Here is an 18,963-nt window from a genome sequence, read left to right as displayed (position 1 = left end):
CTACTATGTGTCACAGGCAAGGATGAACAGGTTCACGTTTGTACTACCAGACTGGGTGGAAATGCGCTGAACGGAGTAAAGTAACCGGGCATAACCCCGTTAAGGACACGCTATGAACCTGACTAAAACCGATCGGCTGATGGTGACCCTGGGCCGCCAGATTGTGAGCGGCAAATATCTTCCCGGCGCGGCGCTGCCGGCGGAGGCTGAGCTGTGCGAGGAGTTTGCCACCTCCCGCAACATCATCCGCGAAGTCTTTCGCTCGCTGGAGGCGAAGCGCTTGATTGAGATGAAACGCTATCGCGGCGCCTTCGTCGCGCCGCGCAGCCAGTGGAATTTCCTCGACAGCGACGTATTGCAATGGGCGCTGGAACAGGATGAAGACCCGGGGCTCATCGCGGCGATGAGCGAAGTGCGTAATCTGGTGGAGCCGGCGATCGCCCGCTGGGCGGCAGAGCGGGCCACCTCCAGCGATCTGGCGCAGATTGAGGCGGCGCTGAATGACATGATCGCCAACAACCAGCAGCGCGATGCCTTTAATGAAGCCGACATTCGCTATCACGAAGCGGTGCTGGCGTCAGTGCATAACCCGGTGCTGCAGCAGCTCAGCGTGGCGATTAGCTCGCTGCAGCGCGCGATATTTGAACGGACCTGGATGGGGGATGAGGCCAACATGCCGCAAACGCTCCAGGAACATAAGGCGCTGTTCGATGCGATTCGCCATCAGGACAGCAACGCGGCAGAGCAGGCGGCGCTCACCATGATCGCCAGCTCGACACGAAGACTGAAGGAAATCACATGACATCTCGCTACATCGCTGTTGACTGGGGATCGACCAATTTTCGCGCCTGGCTGTTTGAGGGCGAACGCTGCCTCGACAGTCGGCAGTCGGCGGTGGGGATCGCCCGCCTGAACGGTCAATCGCCGGCAGCGGTGTTAGCGACACAAATCCATGGCTGGCGGGAGGGGCATACCCCAGTGGTCATGGCGGGAATGGTAGGCAGCAACGTGGGCTGGAAGAACGCGCCCTATTTACCGCTTCCCGCCGATTTTACGGCCATTGGCGACCAGTTGACCGCCGTAGATGAAGGGATCTGGATTGTCCCCGGGCTTTGCACTTCCCGCGAAGACCACCACAACGTCATGCGCGGCGAAGAGACACAGCTCCTCGGCGCACGCCTGCTGGCCCCTGCGGCGGTGTATGTCATGCCCGGCACCCATTGCAAATGGGTCAAAACCGACGGCCGGCGGATTGAAGACTTTCGCACGGTGATGACCGGCGAACTGCACCATCTGCTGCTGACGCACTCCCTGATCGGTGCGGGATTACCCGAGCAGCAGGCTGCGCCGGCGGCGTTTCACGCCGGGCTGGCGCGCGGCCTGGCCGCACCCGCGGTGTTGCCACAGCTTTTTGAGACCCGCGCCGCGCACCTGTTGGGGGCGCTGGCCCGGGAGCAGGTGAGCGAGTATCTATCCGGCCTGTTAATTGGCGCCGAGGTGGCCAGCATGCGCGCCTTCATTGCCGACGAACAGGCTATCGCGATCGTTGCCGGCCCGTCCCTCACCGCGCGCTATCAGCAGGCTTTTCAGCTGCTGGGGCGCCAGGTGACGACAGTGTCGGGCGACGATGCCTTTCTGGCTGGTATAAGGAGCATCGCACATGCAGTGGCAAACCTCACTTCCGCTGATCGCTATTCTGCGCGGCATCACCCCTGACGAGGCGCTGGCGCACGTCGGCGCGGCGATCGCCGCCGGGTTCGACACCGTGGAGATCCCGCTCAATTCACCGCAATGGCAGCAGAGCATCCCGGCCGTGGTCGAGGCCTACGGCGCGCAGGCGCTGATTGGCGCCGGAACGGTGCTGCAGGAAGCGCAGGTCGATCGGCTGGCGCAACTGGGGGCGCGGCTGGTGGTGACCCCCAATGTGCAGCCGGCGGTGATCCGCCGGGCCGTCGGGCACGGGATGACCGTCTGCGCCGGCTGCGCGACGGCAAGCGAGGCGTTTACCGCGCTGGAGGCCGGGGCGCAGGCGCTGAAGATTTTTCCCTCTTCGGCGTTTGGCCCCGACTACATCAGGGCGCTGAAAGCGGTTTTGCCCGCGTCGGTGCCGGTATTTGCCGTCGGCGGCGTCACGCCGGAAAACCTGGCGCAATGGATCGAGGCCGGTTGTGCGGGCGCGGGGCTGGGCAGCGATCTCTATCGCGCCGGTCAGCCGGTAGCGCGGACCGCAGAGCAGGCCGCCGCATTTGTTAGGGCGTATCAAGAGGTTGTGAAATGAAAATAACCAAACTGACCACCTGGCGTTTACCCCCGCGCTGGATGTTCCTCAAGATTGAAACCGACGAGGGGATAGTCGGCTGGGGCGAGCCGATCGTCGAAGGCCGGGCGCGCACCGTGGAGGCGGCGGTACATGAGCTGGGGGACTATCTGATTGGCCAGGATCCGGCACGGATCAACGATCTGTGGCAGGTCATGTACCGCGCCGGCTTTTATCGCGGCGGGCCGATCCTGATGAGCGCGATCGCCGGTATTGACCAGGCGCTGTGGGACATCAAAGGGAAGGCGTTAAATGCGCCGGTCTGGCAGCTGCTGGGTGGCCTGGTGCGCGATAAAATCAAAGCCTACAGCTGGGTGGGAGGAGACAGGCCTGCCGAGGTCATTGCCGGGATTAAGACGCTGCGCGGGATGGGGTTTGATACCTTCAAGCTCAACGGCTGTCAGGAAATGGGGATGATTGACAGTTCGCGCACGGTGGATGCGGCGGTGAACACGGTGGCGCAGATCCGCGAAGCATTTGGCAACGACATCGAATTTGGCCTCGATTTCCATGGCCGCGTCAGCGCGCCGATGGCGAAACTGCTGATTAAAGAGCTGGAACCCTATCGGCCGCTGTTTATCGAAGAGCCGGTGCTGGCCGAGCAGGCGGAGTACTACCCGCGGCTGGCGGCGCAAACCGCGATCCCGCTGGCCGCCGGCGAGCGCATGTTCTCGCGCTTTGAGTTCAAGCGGGTGCTGGAGGCCGGCGGCCTGGCTATTCTGCAGCCCGATCTCTCTCACGCCGGCGGCATCACCGAATGCTTCAAAATCGCCGGTATGGCGGAAGCGGCGGACGTGTCGCTGGCTCCGCACTGCCCGTTAGGCCCCATCGCGCTGGCCGCCTGTCTGCACGTGGACTTTGTTTCCTACAACGCTGTCTTCCAGGAGCAGAGCATGGGGATCCACTATAACCAGGGCGCCGAGTTACTCGACTTCGTGAAAAACAAAGCCGATTTCAATATGGAGGGTGGGTACTTTACGCCGTTAATGAAGCCGGGGCTGGGGGTCGACATCGACGAAGAGAAAGTGATCGAGATGAGCCGACGCGCTCCTGACTGGCGGAACCCCGTCTGGCGCCTTGCCGATGGCGTGGTCGCCGAGTGGTAGTCCCCGGTTAATACCTGCTGCGATTCTTAATATCAATCTTTGCCTGGTGCGGGCGGTCTTCCCCTGCCCGAGGCAAAGTCATGGGGTTATTATTATGAGCATTGAACTCTGTACTTCTACATTAAAAAAGCTAAACAGCAAAATCATCCCCTTTATTATTATCTGCTATTTTGTCGCGAATCTTGATAAAACCAATATTTCCATTGCCGCGCTGCAAATGAACGCCGATCTGGGATTAACGGCCAGCATGTACGGCCTTGGGGTCGGCATGTTTTATATTTCCTATATTATTTTCGAAATTCCCAGCAACCTGATCATGACCCGGGTGGGGGCGCGGATCTGGATCGCCAGAATAATGATCACCTGGGGAATGGTGAGCGCCGGCATGGCGTTCGTCCAGACGCCGACCCAGCTCTATATTATGCGTTTTTTACTCGGCATGGCGGAGGCGGGATTCACCCCAGGGATTATTTACTATATCTCCTGCTGGTTTCCGAAGCGCAACCGGGCGCGGGCGATGTCGTTCTTTTATATGGGATCGGTGCTGGCGTCGATCATCGGGCTGCCCGTCTCGGGGCTGATTTTAAATATGCATGGCATCGCCGATGTTGCCGGCTGGCGCTGGCTGTTCGCCATTGAAGGCGTTCCCGCCATCGTGCTGGGGGCGCTGGTGCTCTGGCTGCTGCCTTCCAGCCCGCAAAAGGCGGCATGGCTCTCTGAGGCGGAGAAAGGCTGGCTGACGGCGCAGATTGCCGCTGATAACCGCGGCGCGGTAGTCAATCAACACGCCTCCTGGTTCAGTGCGCTGAAAAATAAAGTGGTACTCCTGCTGAGTCTGGTCTGGTTTCTGCAGGCGTTCGGCTCCATCGGCATCACGCTTTTCTTACCGCTGATCCTCAAAAGTATGGTCAGCGAGCAGAGCGATGTGGTCATTAGTCTGCTGTCCGCGGTGCCGTTTATTTTCGCCTGCCTGTTTATGTACCTCAATGGCCGTCATTCGGATCTGACCGGCGAGCGGGCATGGCATATGGGATTGCCGCTGATTCTGGCCGGTCTCTCGCTGGCTGTCGCCATCTATGCCGGCAACCTGCTGGTTGCCTATCTGCTGCTGGTGCTCACCGTGGGCTTTAATTTCGCGCTAACGCCGGTGTTCTGGGCGGTGACCACCGAGAAGCTGGCGGGCGTGGCGGCCGCGGCCTCCATTGCATTTATCAACACCATCGCCAATTTTGTCGGCTTAGGCTTGCCGGCGCTGCTCGGGAAGATTAAGGACCTGACCAACAGCTATCACTCCGGACTGCTGATCGTCGCCGTGGCGCTGGCCCTCGGCGGAGTTATCGGCATCATCGTCTCCCGGAGCGGCCAGAAACCCTCCGCCTTCCACTCTCTGAAAGAAGATAAGCTATGAAACTGAACGTGTTAAAACAGGCGTCGCTCCCGGATGCCCTGACTGCGGAACTGGCGCGACGCTATCACCTCGTGGAGCTGACAGCACTCACCGACGCCGACTTTCGCGCGCTGGCCGGCACCTTTACCGTGCTCATCACCAACGGCGAAGCCACCGTGACGCGAGCGCTGATCGCCAGCCTGCCTGCGCTGGAGCTGATCGCCGTCTTTGGCGTCGGCTATGACGGCGTGGATGTGCAGGCGGCTGCAGAGCACCAGGTGCGGGTCAGCCATACGCCGGGGGTGTTAACCGACGATGTGGCGGATCTGGCGCTGGGCCTGATGCTGGCGACCTCGCGGCAGATCGTCGCCGCCCACAAGTTTATCGAAGCGGGCGAGTGGGCGGCGGGCGGTTTTCCGTGGACGCAAAAAGTCTCCGGTTCGCGGGTCGGCATCGTGGGCATGGGGCGCATCGGCCAGGCCATCGCCCGGCGCTGCGAGGGGTTCGCCATGCAGATTGCTTATCATGACCGCAAGCGTCTCCCGGCGCTAAATTATGCCTGGCGGGAAGATCTGCTGACCCTGGCTGCGGAGAGTGATTTTCTGGTTATCTGCACGCCGGGAACGGCGGCAAACCAGGGGCTCATTAACCAGCCGGTGCTGGCGGCGCTGGGGGAGAAAGGGATCCTCATCAATATCTCGCGCGGCAGCGTGATTGATGAGCCCGCGCTGGTTGCCGCGCTGGAGAGCGGGATTATCGCCGGGGCGGGGCTGGATGTCTTCAGCCATGAACCGGCGGTACCGGCCGGGCTGCTGCAGCGCAGTAATGTGGTCGTCACACCGCATATGGCCAGCGCCACCTGGAGTACCCGCGCGGCGATGGCGCAACTGGTGCTCGATAACGTTGCCTGCTGGGCTGAGAAGAAGGCGCTGGTGACTCCAGTGGCGGAAAGCCTGGCGGACTGACCGCAACGCCGTGAACGCGCTGGGCTGCTGTATTGTACAGCGTGTTCGCGGCGGGGATTACTCCCGGGGCTGAAGCTGATAAATCCAGGCGCTGACCTGCTGTCCATCGTCGGTGGTCACCTCCACCGGCACCCGATCGTACCCCTCCTCAAAGTCGTCCAGCATGGGCCAGTGCGCCGCCAGCCGATCGGACAGGAACAGATAGCCGTTGACCCGCGGGCCGTGAGCGTCGAGGACGATCCCCGGAAAATCGGCGGCTGCGCCCCAGCCGCGCGCGTAAAAGGTGCCGGTGACGTAGCCGGGACGCCACTCGCCCCCGATCGCCTCCAGAATGTGCGCATTGCTGCGACCGGGACAGAGCGTCCCATAGACAAATAGCGGTTTCATTTTCTCTCTCTCGTTCGCCCTGATACCCGCCCACAGCGGAGCGGAAAACCAAAATACGGGGTAATTCAGCGCCTGGCAATGGCCGGGTGGGGCGGGGCAACCCTCCGGGCATCTCTCTGATGCCGGGGGAGGCTTTGGCCTCGGCGCTAATGAAGCTATATCGATTGCGATGATATTTTTATTATTTATATTTAAGATCAATATAAATAAGCCTGACGGAGAGACTAATTCGCTAATTAACATTCAATGGGGAAATAATAAAACGATAGCTTATGGAATATTCCTTCTCAATGGATTAAACAAGAGCCATAAAAGCAGCCGTAGGTTGAATTCAGATATTATTTAGGGCCAGGCGTTACCTCCCCTGGCTTTTTCGCTTTATGATAAACCTCCCTTGTACAAAGAATACCATCTGACTTCTAAACCCTCGCGGGCAGAGTTGATATTTCCTTTCCCTGAAGCGGCAGGCAATAAATCGAGCCGAACGACGTTCGGGAGAAAAACCGCTAGTGATGAACAGGCCAGAGCAAAGGCAAAGGCTGAGGCGAACGTACGGCGGATGAAGGATATCCGACCGGGCATTTGGTCCTGTCTGCAGACCAATGAAAGCGAAAGGCACAGGAGGTGCAATGAAGATTTTCCGCCCATTATGGCGCGACGGGGCTTTTCTGGTCCCGCAGCAGTTTCAGCAACAGGCTCGCTGGGATGCGCACGTCGCCGATACGGTCTCCCGCATGGCGCTCGCCCACCCGTGGGGGGTATTGCGCGCGGAGTTTGACGCCAGCGCGCTCACCCTTTCCCGGCTCAACGCCACCCGGCTGATCGTTCGTTTCGCCGACGGAACGCTGATTGACACCGAGCTGGCGGATACTCTGCCACCGGTCCGCGATGTCTCGGGCGTGATGCTGGACAGCGTGGAGGTTGTGCTTGCTCTGCCGCTGCTCAGCGCCAGCGGCGGCAATCTTGATGACGGCCAGGAGAGCGCCCGCCCGCGCCGCTGGCGCGCCGAGCAGGTGACCGTGCAGGAGCTGGCCGGCCATGAACGCAGCGAGCTGGCCGTTCTGCGGCACGCGCTGACGCTGCGTCTCTCCACCGAGGAAAACGCGGCCTTCCTCACCTGCCCGGTAGCGCGTCTGGTGCGCGACGCCCAGGGGCAGTGGATCGTTGACCCGGAATTCATCCCGCCGCTGCTGTCGCTGGCGGCAAGCCCGACGCTGGTCAGCGAGCTGGGCGAGCTGTTACATCGCCTGCAGGCCCGACGCAGACGCCTGATGGCCATGCGCCGTGAAAGCAATGCGCGGATGGCTGATTTTGCCGTGGCGGATGTTTCCCTGTTCTGGCTGCTCAACGCGCTGAACAGCGCCGAGCCGGTGCTCAGCGAGCTGCATCAGGACCCTTCGCGCCATCCGGAGCTGCTCTATCGTGAACTGGCCAGGCTGGCCGGCAGTCTGCTGACTTTCTCCCTTGAACATCATCTGGAAGCAATCCCCCGCTACCGGCATGCCTCGCCGGAGCAGGTATTCCCGCCGCTGTTTGCCCTGCTGGATACGCTGCTCGAAGTCAGCCTGCCCTCAAGGGTGATCGCCATCGCTCTGGAGCAGGGCGCCGACCGGGAGATCTGGCGGGGCAGGCTACACGATGCGCGACTGCGCGAGGGGGCGGATTTTTATCTGTCGGTGCGCTCTTCACTCCCCCCTCACCAGCTACAGAGCCGCTTTCCGCAGCTTTGTAAGGCGGGTAGCCATGATGATGTCGCTGAGGTCGTCAATATTGCCCTCAGCGGCATCGCGATCAAACCGCTGAGCCACGTGCCAGCGGCCATTCCGCTACGTCTGGAAAACCAATATTTCGCTCTGGATCTCTCCACCGATGCCGCCCGCGCGATGCTGGAGGCCGGCAACTGCACCTTCTATACCCCGGAATCGCTTGGCGACGTGAAACTTGAACTCTTTGCGGTACTGCGCTCATGAATACCTCTGAAAGCGATCTGATCAACAAAACTTTTTACCCGGGCTGGCTGATGGTCAGCCAGTTACGCTGCGGCCAGCCGGTGACCGATGGCGAGGCGCTCTATCGTCAGGCCTGTCGATGGGTGACCGAGGCGCGCGAGGCGCTGACGGCGGCAGGAATCAGTGACACCAGCGCTGAACAGATGCTCTATGCCTACTGCGCCCTGCTCGATGAGAGCGTCCTCAACCGCGCCAGTCAGGATGATGGCTACCGCAGGTGGCGCAAGGATCCGCTGCAGGCGCGCTTTTTCAGCACCCTCAACGCCGGGGAAGAGCTCTGGGAACGGATCCGCCAGCTGCTGCGAGAGCCCACGGCGGATGCGGCGGTGCTGACTTGTTTCTATCGTACTTTGCAACTGGGATTTGTCGGGCAGTACCGCGCCCAGGATGACGAACGGCGTGAGGACGTGGCGCATGCGCTTGGCGCACGGGTCCCGCCGTTCAGCCTGACCCAGGAGGCGCCGGTGGTGGTTCGTGCCTCCCGGCTGCGCAGCGGACGGCGGATGTACTGGTGCGGCTGGGCGGTTGGCATTGTGGCGCTGGCCGCGCTGTGGTTGACCTTCTCCGCCGTGCTGTCACAGATGGTGGCGAAGATAGCAGGGCAGGGATAAGAGATGCGTGATAACGCCCGTCGTCTGCTTACGCTACTGACCGTCATCCTGGCCCTGTGGCTGGTGCTGGGCTTCTGGCCGCTGTCCATCGGCAACCAGGTGATCGTCAGTCTGTGCATCCTGCTGGTGGGCGGCGCGGCGCTCTGGCGTCAGCGTCGCCAGGCAGTCAGCCGTCAGCGATCGGAAATCGTCCTGCCGCCCGAGGATTTTCAGGGGGCAGTGGTTCTGGTCTGCGGGGATACCGACAGTCTGTTTCCCGGGCGTTCGGCGCACTGCGAAACCCGTCACGGCTGGTATCTACGGGGAGACAGCGCGGAGCAGTTGCCGCGGCTGGCGCAGTACCTGGCGGCGGCGCGTCCGGCGCTGGTATCGCAGGTTTCCGTGCTGCTGGCGGTGGTACCGGAGCACCACCCCTCCGGGGAGCAACTGGCGCAGTCGCTACGCGACTGGCGGCGGAGTATCGTTCAGTGCCGAACCTGGCTAAACGGTCTGCCGCTGGTGTGGAGCGTGTTCTGGGTGACGCCGCCAGGCGGCCAGGCAGGGGAAAGCCGCTGGTTTACCGTCACGCCGGAGAGGCCTGGTCTCCAGGTGCAGCAGAAGGGGCAAGCGCCCCAGTCGGTTGCCGAGTGGCAGCGGGAGGGGAGCCCTGATTCACGCCTGTATCAGACGCTGTGGCTGGAGAGCATTCTGACCTTGGCCGAAAACGCTCTTTTCCGGCCATTCCGCGCCCGGCATGCGGAACTTCCTCCGCTGAGCCTGTGTGCCGCGGGCATCTGCCTGACACCGGTGGCGGCGGTGGCAAATAACCTCTGGCAACAGCAAATCGCCGGGATCACCACGCTCTCCCCGGGCAACGCCGCGGCGCCAGGTCCTCACCCGCTGCCGGATCTTCTTCTGTCGTCACTGCCGCACCGCCACGGGGTCAGCCGCCGGATGCGCGATGCCGGTCTTGCCGCTGGCGTGGGCTTCCTCTTTCTGGCGCTGGCGATGCTGGCTTCCTTTATCAACAACCAGAGCCTGGTGCGCAGCGTCGGCGATCATCTGGCGGTGTACTACCGCCAGATGATCGCCGCCGATGCCGAAGCTGCAGGCGCAGCAGCGTCTGCGTACCGACAGCCGCCAGCTGGATGACTGGCTGCGCCGGGGAGAGCCGTTGCGTTACCGGCTGGGGCTGTATCAGGGGATGCGGCTGATCCCCTTCGTGGAAGCCGCTATCAATGCCTGGGCGCCGCCCCTGCCGCCGCGTCCGGTCATTAAGCAGGTTGTGCAGGGGCCGCAGACGATCCGCCTCGATAGCATGGCGCTGTTCGATACCGGCAAATCGACGCTGAAACCAGGTTCGACAAAGCTGCTGGTGAACTCGCTGCTGGGCATTAAGGCGAAACCCGGCTGGCTGATCGTGGTGGCAGGCCATACCGACAGCATCGGCAACGATAGATCCAATCAACAGCTCTCCCTGAAGCGTGCCGAGGCGGTCCGCGACTGGATGCGCGATACCGGCGATGTGCCGGAGAGCTGTTTTGCGGTGCAGGGCTACGGCGCAAGTCGTCCTGTCGCCAGCAACGAGACGCCAGAGGGGCGGGCGCAAAATCGCCGGGTGGAGATCAGTCTGGTCCCGCAGAAGGACGCCTGTCTGACGCCGGGCACGGCTAATACGTCAGGAGCCGGGGCTGACGCCTTAAAAAACGAAACCGAGTAACCCGCGAACCCGATCGCGGACGTTGAACAACAACATTATGCCTGCCTGACCCTGTGCGCTACGGGTTCCTGATAAACAGGAAACAGCGATGGGCGGTAGCGTGCCTGCAGCCAGTCAATCTTGTCGGCAAAGCGGGGCCTCTGCGGGGATGAAGCGCAGGAAAGAGGGGATAAAGGCGCTCAGCATAGATAGCGCTAAGGACATTGCCAGAGAAATGCTGGCGGCGATAAACGTTGAAGGTTCCGGTTTCTGGCTGCTTTTTTTATTTCTCAGTCAGTGAATATAAATATCTCTGGGGTTTCCTTTTAGTTATGAAATTCCTGGTGGGGTATCTGAGATATCGATATGCACATAAATATATTTATGATGAATGAGATGATTATCATTAAACAAAATTAAACAGTGCATCCTGTTAATTGATTTTTGGTGGTCATTACTGCGGAGTAAAACAGGAATATAATGGATACATTTTCAATGATTACCGGCACCACCCTTAACCGTTACCAGCTGGATATTCCTTCATGTACCGCATCGCTGGATGTGGAAGAATTCAGTGGGGCAGAAAAACTGAGTGAACTTTATTATTACACCATTACGTTTACCAGCGCAGAGAAAAACATTGATGCCGCACAGCTCCTGAGCAAACCCGCCATGCTGACGATGGGCGGCGGCGCACTGCAGCAGCTGGCGGACTGCAAACGCGTCCATGGTGTGATTACCACCTTCCGGCGCGTCAATCGTTCTGAAGATCAGTCGACCTATCAGATAACCCTCCAGCCGTTTCTCTTCCTGCTGGATAAACAGTTTCGCAGCCATCGTTTTTTCGTGAATAAATCGGTACCGGAGGTGGTGGAGCAGGTATTGCAGGAACATCACCTGCATGACTGGGAGTATGAGTTTAATCTCAAGCAACACTATCCGCGGCGTGAGCAAATTAATCAGTATCAGGAGAGCGACCTGGCGTTTATCCAGCGCCTGCTGGCAGAGGTGGGGATATTTTATTTCTTCACCCTGCAGGAAGAGGCCCAGAGCGAAGTGGTCCACTTCGCCGACGCGCAGCGGGCGCTGATGTTCGATAAAACACTCCCTGTAAACAGCCCGTCCGGGATGAGCGACAGCGGTGCGGAATCGATATGGGGTCTGAACATCACCCACAACGTCGTAGAGGCGAACGTTACTACCCGGGATTATAACCCCCGCGATGCGCAGAGCGTTCTCCAGTCGGCGACAGCGGATATGACCCGGGGAAATGGGGAAGGCCTCACTTACGGTGAGGTATACCACTATAAGCTTCGTCACCGGGAGCGTGGCGATAAAATCGACCCGCAGACGGAGACCGCCAACTTCTATGCCCGTCTCGACCATGAGCGTTTTCTGGCTCACCAGACGCTTATTACCGCGAGCAGTACTGCAGCCTGGCTGGCGCCGGCTCAGGTGCTGACCGTTACCGACAGCCTCCCACCGACCCTGCCTGCGCCCGTGCAGGATCCGCTGTTAATCACCGGCACAGGTTTTACCGCCAGTCGCCGGGAGGCGCTGCGGGTGTCCCTGCTGGCGGTGCCCTACAGCGAAACATTGTGCTGGCGTCCGCCGCTGCTGCCGCGCCCGAAGGTGACTGGCACCATGACGGCGCGGGTGACCAGCGCGAAGGCGAATGATATCTACGCCTGGCAGGATGCGTCCGGCCTGTACCGGGTGAAATTTGACGCTGACAGAGAGGAGAAAGGGCAGGGTCAGGAAAGCATGCCGGTGCGTCTCGCCAAACCCTACGGCGGCGACGTGTACGGCTTTCACTTCCCGCTGATCCAGGGCACGGAGGTGGCGATTGCTTTCCACGAAGGCGACCCTGACCGGCCGTATATTGCGCATGCGCTGCACGACTCGCGGCATGTCGATCCTGTGACGGAGAAAAACAGCACCCGCAATGTGATTCGTACTCCGGCCAATAATAAGCTGCGAATGGAGGATAAGCGCGGCGAGGAGCATATCAAGCTCAGCACCGATTACGGCGGCAAGACGCAGCTGAACCTGGGGCATAACGTGAATGCGCAGAGGGAGTTGCGGGGCGAGGGGGCGGAACTGCGTACGGATAAATGGGTGAGCATCCGGGGCGGTGCGGGGGTGTTTATCAGTGCGGATAAACAGCCTTCGGCAGGCGACAGGATGCTGGCAATGGAGGAGGCGATTGCGCAGCTTGAAAATGCCCTGGGTATTGCGAAAAGCCTGGCGTCGGCAGCGGAATCGGCTCAGGCCCTGCCATCGGATACCGGCAACCAGCAGACGCTGAACGATGCGCTGAAAGAGCTGGCGCAGCCGGGGATAGTACTGAATGCGCCGCAGGGCGTGAGCATCAGCAGTCCGCAGGCGGTACGGTTGTCTTCGGGTAGCGCCAGCGTGGGGATTGTGTCACAGCAGAATACGGACATCAGTGCGCTGAAACGTTTTACGGTGGCGGCGGGAGAAGCCGTCAGCCTGCTGGCGCGAAAGGCGGGGATGAAGCTGTTTGCGGCGAAGGGAAAGATGGAAATCCAGGCGCAGGATGATGCGCTGGAGGCGACGGCGAAAAAGGATATCACCGTGACCAGCGTGGATGGGCGAGTGGAAATCACGGCGGCGGAGGAACTGGTGGTGAACTGTGCGGGAGCGTATATCAGGCTAAGTGGTGGCAATATCGAGCTGGGCTGCCCGGGGAATATTCTGCTGAAATCGGCCAATGTGCAGAAAATGGGTAAGGCGGATTTTCGGGTGCCTCCGCTGGAATTGCCTAAAGGATTCGAAGAGCGTTTTACTGTCAAAGATCAGAAGACCGGTGAAATTGTTCCGTTTGCCCGTTACCGCATCACCACTGAAAAAGGCCAGGTATTCGAAGGCCGGGCAGATGCTGATGGGAAAACGGCCAGGGTTTATACCGCATTGCCTGAATCAATAAAAATAGAGCTACTGTGAGCCATGGACAGGAGAAAGCCGGGATGACACAAATACTGGGAACCGGAGAGGGAAAAACATCATCAGCCGCAAAAGAGCCGGTTGTTGAACGTAAACCCGCACAGGTATTTTTTGAATCGATGGCGCTGGCCGCCTCAATGAGTGGTTATTATGCAGGGCCAACAGCCACAACGCTGGGAAATTCGCTTTCATTGGGGGCGGGGACTGCGGCAGGTGTCGGAGAAGGCGTCGCGGGCGCACGGGTGCTGGCTGCGCCTAATCCTCTCACCGTTGCTCTGCTGGCTATCTTCTATTCTCCGTCACTGAATGAAGGTGAGACGGAAATGCTACAAAATATACGTGGCGACCAGCTCTATCAGAATCTGATCCATGGCCAGATGATGGTGGGCGCTTTTACCCGTGTAAATTCAACGGTCATTCAGGGGGATTATGTCCCGGAATATGAACTCCGGGAAATAGCCCGACAAAACGGCACAGTGCGCACGAGGGTACGCTTTCGTATTGAAGAAGATCCTGAGTCAGGGGAACTGGTTTCCCGCAGCTATGAGGTGGGGGAAAAAAGCGGGCTGGATCGGGTCCGGGTGCGGTTTGCAAAACAGCTGGATAAAGAGACATGGGGTTTTGAAGATCCTTCAATTAAAGGCACATTTGTCTGGTCCCGGTCTGCCGGGCAGGGAAAATTTGAGTGGGGTTCCAGCCAGACGACTGTCCATGACGGGAGCGCTGGCGGCTCTACCACACCGCCTACACCCATTCCGGAACCGCAGAGCGTCTGGGGATTGGCTAACCCGGCCCCGGAATCGTTACCGCCCGTACCGGGAACGCCGATCCCGGAGGAACAGGGACCAAATATTGAAACATTGCCCATCGAAGACCGGGATTTCAATGACTTTATTATTGTTGACCCGATGGGGGTTGTCCCGGCAATCTATGTGTATTTTAAGAAAGCCCCTGTGGAAGAGTATGAGGTTGACTATTATGAAGATTTCAAAGGGCGTTCAAGGCAGGGAAAATATCAAGTCGATCATATTCCTTCCAGGGAGGCTGTTCGGCTCTTTTTAGAGGATGAATATCCTGAGGAAGATATTGAATACATAAATAAACAGGCTGATAAAGTTGCTGCAGTTGTTCTTCCAACAGCTGTTCACCAGAAATGCAGTGAAACCTATGGGGGAAGAAATAATAGTAAGGTTCAAGCAGGAAATGGTGAAACTATGACTAAAAAAGAGCTGGATGCTAGCGATCTTGAAGCTGCAGTTAATTCAAATTGGGACGCAAATGCTGAATGCCTTAAAAATGAGTATGGCATGAGTGACGAAAAGATAGAAGAAATCAGAGATGAATTACATAAATTGAATCGATTAAGGGGGTTATATTAAATGAATATTAACGTTGAGGCATTGATAGAGCAACTAGGTAAACCCTATCAGGATATTGTCAATAAGAATTTAATTCCCTATAAAACAAAACCTTATGGTTCTCTAAGTGATAAGTATGCTAGTTTGGATATGAAACGTGATGGGATGTTTTTAGCCTTCATTAATAACCAAGATAAAAATCTGAAAGAAGTGACGTTAAGGTTAGAAGATGAAGCCAAAACTGACTGGCTGTTTCCTAATCCTATGCCGTTTGGTCTGGAACCCGTGATGACTCAGCAGTGGGTGCGGGCGTATCTTGGATTTCCGATGATTTATGTTGAAGCAAAAATTGTTATGGCTGCTTATAGGGGAGTGAAAGAGATATATACCTTACCTGTACCTCATCAAAATATTGCTGCCGCATTTACCTATAACAAAGAGTTATTTGCAGAAACCGTGACTTTTTATCCACTGGAGCGAGCAAAGGAGATTCATATTGCGCTGGAGAAAAAGCGACTTGGTGGCAAATGAATATTGATGTCGAAACACTTGTGAAGCAATTAGGTAAACCTTATCAGGATATTTATGATCAAGGTTTAATTCCCTGCAAAACAAAACCAACGGGTACTGTTAGTGATGATATTGCCAGGTTGAATATGAGGCGAGAAGGAATATTTTTATCTTTTATCAATAACAAAGAAAAAAATCTTGAAGAAGTGACTTTGCGGTTAGGAGATGAAAATTAAATGGATTGGTTATTTCCTAATCCGCTGCCATTTGGTCTTGAACCAGTAATGACCCAGAAATGGGTAAGGGATAAACTTGGCCATCCAATGATTTACACTAATGCGCAGATAATCATGACTATTTATGTTGGTGTGAAGGAATTTTATACTTTGCCAGCCCCTCATCAATATATCGCTGCCGCATTTACCTATAACAAAGATTTTTTTGTACAAAAAGTCACATTTTACTCAATTGAGCGAGCCAAAGAAATACAAGCCGCGTTAGAGATAAAACGGTTGGGTGGGTAATGGTTCTGCAATGGTTCGCTCACAGTTGGACCATTTCATTGCGCAATGAAGATAGTACTAGCAGGATACAGGGACGTGAGGTGTATTTATCAAATGAGTATTGATGTTGAACAGCTTATTAAGAAAATTAGTCGGCCTTATCAGGAAATAGTTGAGCAAGAATTGATTCCCTATAAGAAAAAACCACATGGCCCGGTTGATGAAAATGAAGCCTATCTGGATATGAAGCGTGAAGGAGTTTTTTTGGTTTTTGTAAATGATTCTCAGAAAAAACTTACTGATGTAGAGTTGACATTGGAGGATGATCTGAAAACTGACAGGATATTTCCTAATCCTATGCCATTTAATCTTGAGCCGGTGATGACCCAGCAGTGGGTAAGGGAACGTTTTGGTTTGCCAATGATATATTCTGACGCCGAAAAAATGATGTCATTTTACCTTGGGGTGAAAGAAGTCTACACATTACCTTCCCCAAATCAATATTTGGCTGCTATGTTTACATATAACAAGGAACTTTTTGTTAAATCTGTTTGTTTTTTTAACTGGAAAAAGCCAAAACAATCCAGACAGCAGTGGAGAAAAAACGGCTTGGTGGCAAATGAATATTGATGTCGAAACACTGGTAAAACAACTGGGTAAGCCCTATCAGGAGATTTTTGAGAAAGGGTTGATTCCTTATAAAACAAAAATTTATGGTGCCATTGATGATACAGCCAGATTGGATATGAAACGAGAGGGGATATATTTAGCGTTTATTAATAATTCGGAAAAAAAACTTAAAGAAGTGACATTAACACTCGAAGATGAAGGTAAAACTGACTGGCTATTCCCCAATTCGATGCCATTTAGTATGGAACCGGTGATGACCCAATTGTGGGTTAGAGAGCGCTTCGGGTTGCCCATGATTTACGCTGATGCGGAAATCATCATGACTATTTATATAGGGGTAAAAGAGGTCTATGCTCTGCCTGCCCCTCATCAATATATCGCTGCCGTGTTTACCTATAACAAAGATTTATTTGTAGAAACCGTAACTTTTTACCCACTGGAACGAGCCAAAGAGATTCAGGCAGTACTGGAGAAAAAACGATTAGAGCGTTAATGGAGCCTTAATGATCCGGTCACCGTTGCTCTGCTGGCTATCTTCTATTCTCCGTCACTGAATGAAGGTGAGACGGAAATGCTATTTCCTAATCCATCAGTATATTGACATTAGCGCACTGGCCCAACTGATGCGTTACAGTCATGGGCGGGTGCATCAGCTGAATACAATCCGTCAGAAAAAAACTGGAGGGAAAAATAGAAGGTCATGCCAGTTTTGCACTGGGGGAGGCGAAGGCCGAAACGGCCCTGTACCTGCCGGACAGGTTAGGTGTCAGCCTTTTATTTCCGGCGAAAAAAGTGACGCCACAGACACCGGATGGTGTCTGTAATATGGGAGCACTGCGTTTTGCCATGAAACTGGTATTGTCAGGTAGCGTTGGTGCCAGTGCTGCAATTGAATTAGGGGTGACAGTAGACTGGAGTGGAGAAATGGGAAAGGGCTATGGCATTAAAGGCCGTCCTGCAACCCTGACTGCCCCACCGTTACCAGGACAGCAGCAGGTGAATTTAAAGACCTCAACAATACCTGAAGCACAGGGGGGAGGTGAAATTGGTGTTTTTGTTGGTGCTCAGGCGGGAGGCAATATTAGTGGAGCCATTGAGTGGTTTGACCCGCATCCTGATGATACGCCAGTGGCTATAGGTGTTGAGAAAGATAACAAACCCATTGTCAATAAAGAGAAGAAGTTTGCCGCGATAGCCAAACTGGAAGCAGGGATGACGGTGCAGGCAGGCGCTGGGGGAAGTGGATTTTTTTATATCACCTATATTCAGGGACGTTTTCGTATTTACTGTAAAGCGGCTTTATGTTGGGGAGTGGGAGCTAAAGGGGACGTCGGTTTTGAAGTTGATGGCAGCAGCTTTGCGGCTTTTATGAAGAGTTTTATGTTTATGCTAAGGAATGTGGATTATCAGAAGTTAGAAGATATGATGGGAGAGAATGCTTTTAGAGGATTATGTGCAATCCCAATAATTATAGCAGCAGAAGGAATACAAGCACTGGAGAAAAGATATAATCAAGTTGTGGATATATTGGACAGCTTAAGAGTAGATCTTCTGGAAGAAAATAAACGTGTGGATTTGATGAGCAGTATTTTGTCTAATCCGGATCAGCTAAAATATACTCCTCCAGAAACAAAAGGGGCAGTGATTGCCACATTAATTGACAGGGACTGGATGGACTGGCTTGACCCTCGCAATCAGAATAATGATTTTTTTCCATTAACAGCTGGAAGCTTGGTCCTTTAAAGAGACGAAAACAAGCGGTGTTTATGGCGCTGAAGTGGATACAAAGTCAGGCAGATTATAACAATGTCATGCAGCATTTGACGTTGTCGCCAGGGGAGAAGAAAGGTAATAAAGAATTGAATGAAAAAGATGTGATTAAGTTTTTAGGCATTGGAGAACGAAAATTGTTTTTCTATACCAATTATGGCGAAAAGCTCACCTTATTGCATAATAACCTTCCGGTTTCCGTTGGCCCGGATGAACCATTTAGACCTATTCCGGATATCCTGATGTAAGAATATCTTGCCATGATCGACGACCAGCATCCGACGGGTACAATGACTGCCTGATGCAATGGCTGAGGTGATAAGATGAGAAAATTAATCGTAGTTGCTTCCGTTGCTGCCGGTTTACTGACCGGGTGCGATCAGGGAAATACCACCGGGAGTGAAAAAGCAGCTAAAGCACTTGTGGATAAATCGGTCTCTAATATGGTCCCCGTTCAGGGTGGTGAGTTTTTAATGGGTGATTTTGGTCCATTAGTTGGTCAAAAATTACCTTTCAGCATACAACAGGATGATAAAACTTTACATAAGGTTATTTTAAGTGATTTTTCGATATCAAAATATAAAGTCACTAACGATGATTTTAATGTTTATTTGAAAGTAACAGATAAAAAAAATCCACCTGTGGATATACTGGCAAAACGTCATCCTTCTCTGCTAAAGGGGGATTATCCTGCAGGTGTTATCTGGCAACAGGCAAAAGATTATTGTCAGTGGTTAGGTAAAAAATCCGGTAAAAAAATTGATT

The 18,963-nt window shown here is 55.3% G+C and carries 16 protein-coding genes and 6 pseudogenes; 21 read left to right on the top strand and 1 reads right to left on the bottom strand.

The genetic code is table 11. The annotated features are described in order from the left end of the window. Window positions 1-112: 112 nt before the first annotated feature. The 6 genes from dgoR (at window position 113) to CWM58_RS13955 (ending at window position 5,775) form a co-directional block, all read left to right on the top strand. On the top strand, window positions 113-802 hold the full coding sequence (gene dgoR, locus CWM58_RS13980; protein WP_012541311.1) for a D-galactonate utilization transcriptional regulator DgoR: 690 nt from the start codon (window positions 113-115) through the stop codon (window positions 800-802). After that, window positions 799-1,716 (top strand): 2-dehydro-3-deoxygalactonokinase, encoded by a 918-nt coding sequence (locus tag CWM58_RS13975; protein ID WP_100681137.1) that lies wholly within the window; start codon window positions 799-801, stop codon window positions 1,714-1,716. The genes dgoR and CWM58_RS13975 overlap by 4 nt, the downstream gene beginning before the upstream one ends. Further along, window positions 1,661-2,278 (top strand): 2-dehydro-3-deoxy-6-phosphogalactonate aldolase, encoded by a 618-nt coding sequence (locus CWM58_RS13970; protein WP_100681136.1) that lies wholly within the window; start codon window positions 1,661-1,663, stop codon window positions 2,276-2,278. The genes CWM58_RS13975 and CWM58_RS13970 overlap by 56 nt, the downstream gene beginning before the upstream one ends. Then, window positions 2,275-3,423: a galactonate dehydratase gene (gene dgoD / locus CWM58_RS13965; protein ID WP_095032996.1), complete on the top strand. Its 1,149-nt coding sequence runs from the start codon at window positions 2,275-2,277 to the stop codon at window positions 3,421-3,423. Before CWM58_RS13970 ends, dgoD begins: the two co-directional genes overlap by 4 nt. 94 nt (window positions 3,424-3,517) lie before the next feature. After that, window positions 3,518-4,831, top strand: coding sequence for an MFS transporter (locus tag CWM58_RS13960; protein ID WP_100681135.1), 1,314 nt, complete (start codon window positions 3,518-3,520; stop codon window positions 4,829-4,831). Beyond that, window positions 4,828-5,775, top strand: coding sequence for a 2-hydroxyacid dehydrogenase (locus CWM58_RS13955; RefSeq protein ID WP_012967808.1), 948 nt, complete (start codon window positions 4,828-4,830; stop codon window positions 5,773-5,775). The genes CWM58_RS13960 and CWM58_RS13955 overlap by 4 nt, the downstream gene beginning before the upstream one ends. Before the next feature lie 57 nt (window positions 5,776-5,832). On the opposite strand, the gene CWM58_RS13950 is transcribed toward CWM58_RS13955, so the two are convergent. Further along, window positions 5,833-6,162 (bottom strand): gamma-glutamylcyclotransferase family protein, encoded by a 330-nt coding sequence (locus CWM58_RS13950; RefSeq protein WP_012541317.1) that lies wholly within the window; start codon window positions 6,160-6,162, stop codon window positions 5,833-5,835. Between the two features lie 629 nt (window positions 6,163-6,791). On the opposite strand from CWM58_RS13950, the gene tssK reads away from it, so the two are divergent. The 15 genes and pseudogenes from tssK to CWM58_RS13880 all read left to right on the top strand — a co-directional run. Next, the gene (gene tssK, locus CWM58_RS13945; RefSeq protein ID WP_023340376.1) at window positions 6,792-8,132 is read left to right on the top strand and encodes a type VI secretion system baseplate subunit TssK; all 1,341 of its coding nucleotides are present in this window, start codon (window positions 6,792-6,794) and stop codon (window positions 8,130-8,132) included. Next, the gene (gene tssL / locus CWM58_RS13940) at window positions 8,129-8,782 is read left to right on the top strand and encodes a type VI secretion system protein TssL, short form (RefSeq protein WP_012541320.1); all 654 of its coding nucleotides are present in this window, start codon (window positions 8,129-8,131) and stop codon (window positions 8,780-8,782) included. The genes tssK and tssL overlap by 4 nt, the downstream gene beginning before the upstream one ends. 3 nt (window positions 8,783-8,785) lie before the next feature. Further along, a pseudogene (locus CWM58_RS13935) lies at window positions 8,786-10,481 on the top strand (OmpA family protein). A gap of 184 nt (window positions 10,482-10,665) precedes the next feature. Continuing rightward, window positions 10,666-10,790, top strand: a pseudogene (locus tag CWM58_RS28600) (hypothetical protein). 150 nt (window positions 10,791-10,940) lie between these two features. Continuing rightward, window positions 10,941-13,427 carry a DUF2345 domain-containing protein gene (locus tag CWM58_RS13925; RefSeq protein ID WP_100681134.1) on the top strand — a complete coding sequence of 829 codons (2,487 nt, stop codon included), beginning with the start codon at window positions 10,941-10,943 and terminating at the stop codon, window positions 13,425-13,427. A gap of 23 nt (window positions 13,428-13,450) precedes the next feature. Next, on the top strand, window positions 13,451-14,806 hold the full coding sequence (locus CWM58_RS13920; RefSeq protein ID WP_100681133.1) for an S-type pyocin domain-containing protein: 1,356 nt from the start codon (window positions 13,451-13,453) through the stop codon (window positions 14,804-14,806). Beyond that, entirely contained in the window at window positions 14,807-15,316 is a 510-nt protein-coding gene (locus CWM58_RS29285) for a DUF6392 family protein (RefSeq protein WP_100681132.1), read from the top strand. It begins immediately after the preceding gene. Then, window positions 15,313-15,819: pseudogene (locus CWM58_RS28590) on the top strand (DUF6392 family protein). The gene CWM58_RS29285 and the pseudogene CWM58_RS28590 overlap by 4 nt, the downstream one beginning before the upstream one ends. Before the next feature lie 93 nt (window positions 15,820-15,912). Further along, a pseudogene (locus CWM58_RS13900) lies at window positions 15,913-16,421 on the top strand (DUF6392 family protein). Further along, window positions 16,418-16,921 (top strand): DUF6392 family protein, encoded by a 504-nt coding sequence (locus tag CWM58_RS13895; protein WP_100681128.1) that lies wholly within the window; start codon window positions 16,418-16,420, stop codon window positions 16,919-16,921. Before CWM58_RS13900 ends, CWM58_RS13895 begins: the two are co-directional and overlap by 4 nt. A 12-nt stretch (window positions 16,922-16,933) precedes the next feature. Then, window positions 16,934-17,005, top strand: a pseudogene (locus CWM58_RS29550) (hypothetical protein); the annotation flags it as partial. A 137-nt stretch (window positions 17,006-17,142) separates the two neighbouring features. Further along, the gene (locus CWM58_RS13890; RefSeq protein ID WP_165785801.1) at window positions 17,143-18,171 is read left to right on the top strand and encodes a hypothetical protein; all 1,029 of its coding nucleotides are present in this window, start codon (window positions 17,143-17,145) and stop codon (window positions 18,169-18,171) included. Window positions 18,172-18,194: 23 nt separating this feature from the next. Then, window positions 18,195-18,446, top strand: a complete 252-nt coding sequence (locus tag CWM58_RS29545) for a hypothetical protein (RefSeq protein ID WP_100681281.1) — start codon at window positions 18,195-18,197, stop codon at window positions 18,444-18,446. Continuing rightward, window positions 18,423-18,500: pseudogene (locus CWM58_RS29540) on the top strand (hypothetical protein); the annotation flags it as partial. The gene CWM58_RS29545 and the pseudogene CWM58_RS29540, both read left to right, overlap by 24 nt. A 141-nt stretch (window positions 18,501-18,641) precedes the next feature. Beyond that, the coding region (locus CWM58_RS13880) for a formylglycine-generating enzyme family protein (protein ID WP_227520712.1) at window positions 18,642-18,963 on the top strand (322 nt) is incomplete at its 3' end.

This window comes from Klebsiella sp. H-Nf2 (genome assembly GCF_002806645.1).
Classification (GTDB): Bacteria; Pseudomonadota; Gammaproteobacteria; order Enterobacterales; family Enterobacteriaceae; genus Klebsiella; species Klebsiella variicola.
Note: the sequence above shows the minus strand (reverse complement) of the source record. Positions and strands in the feature narration are given on the sequence as shown.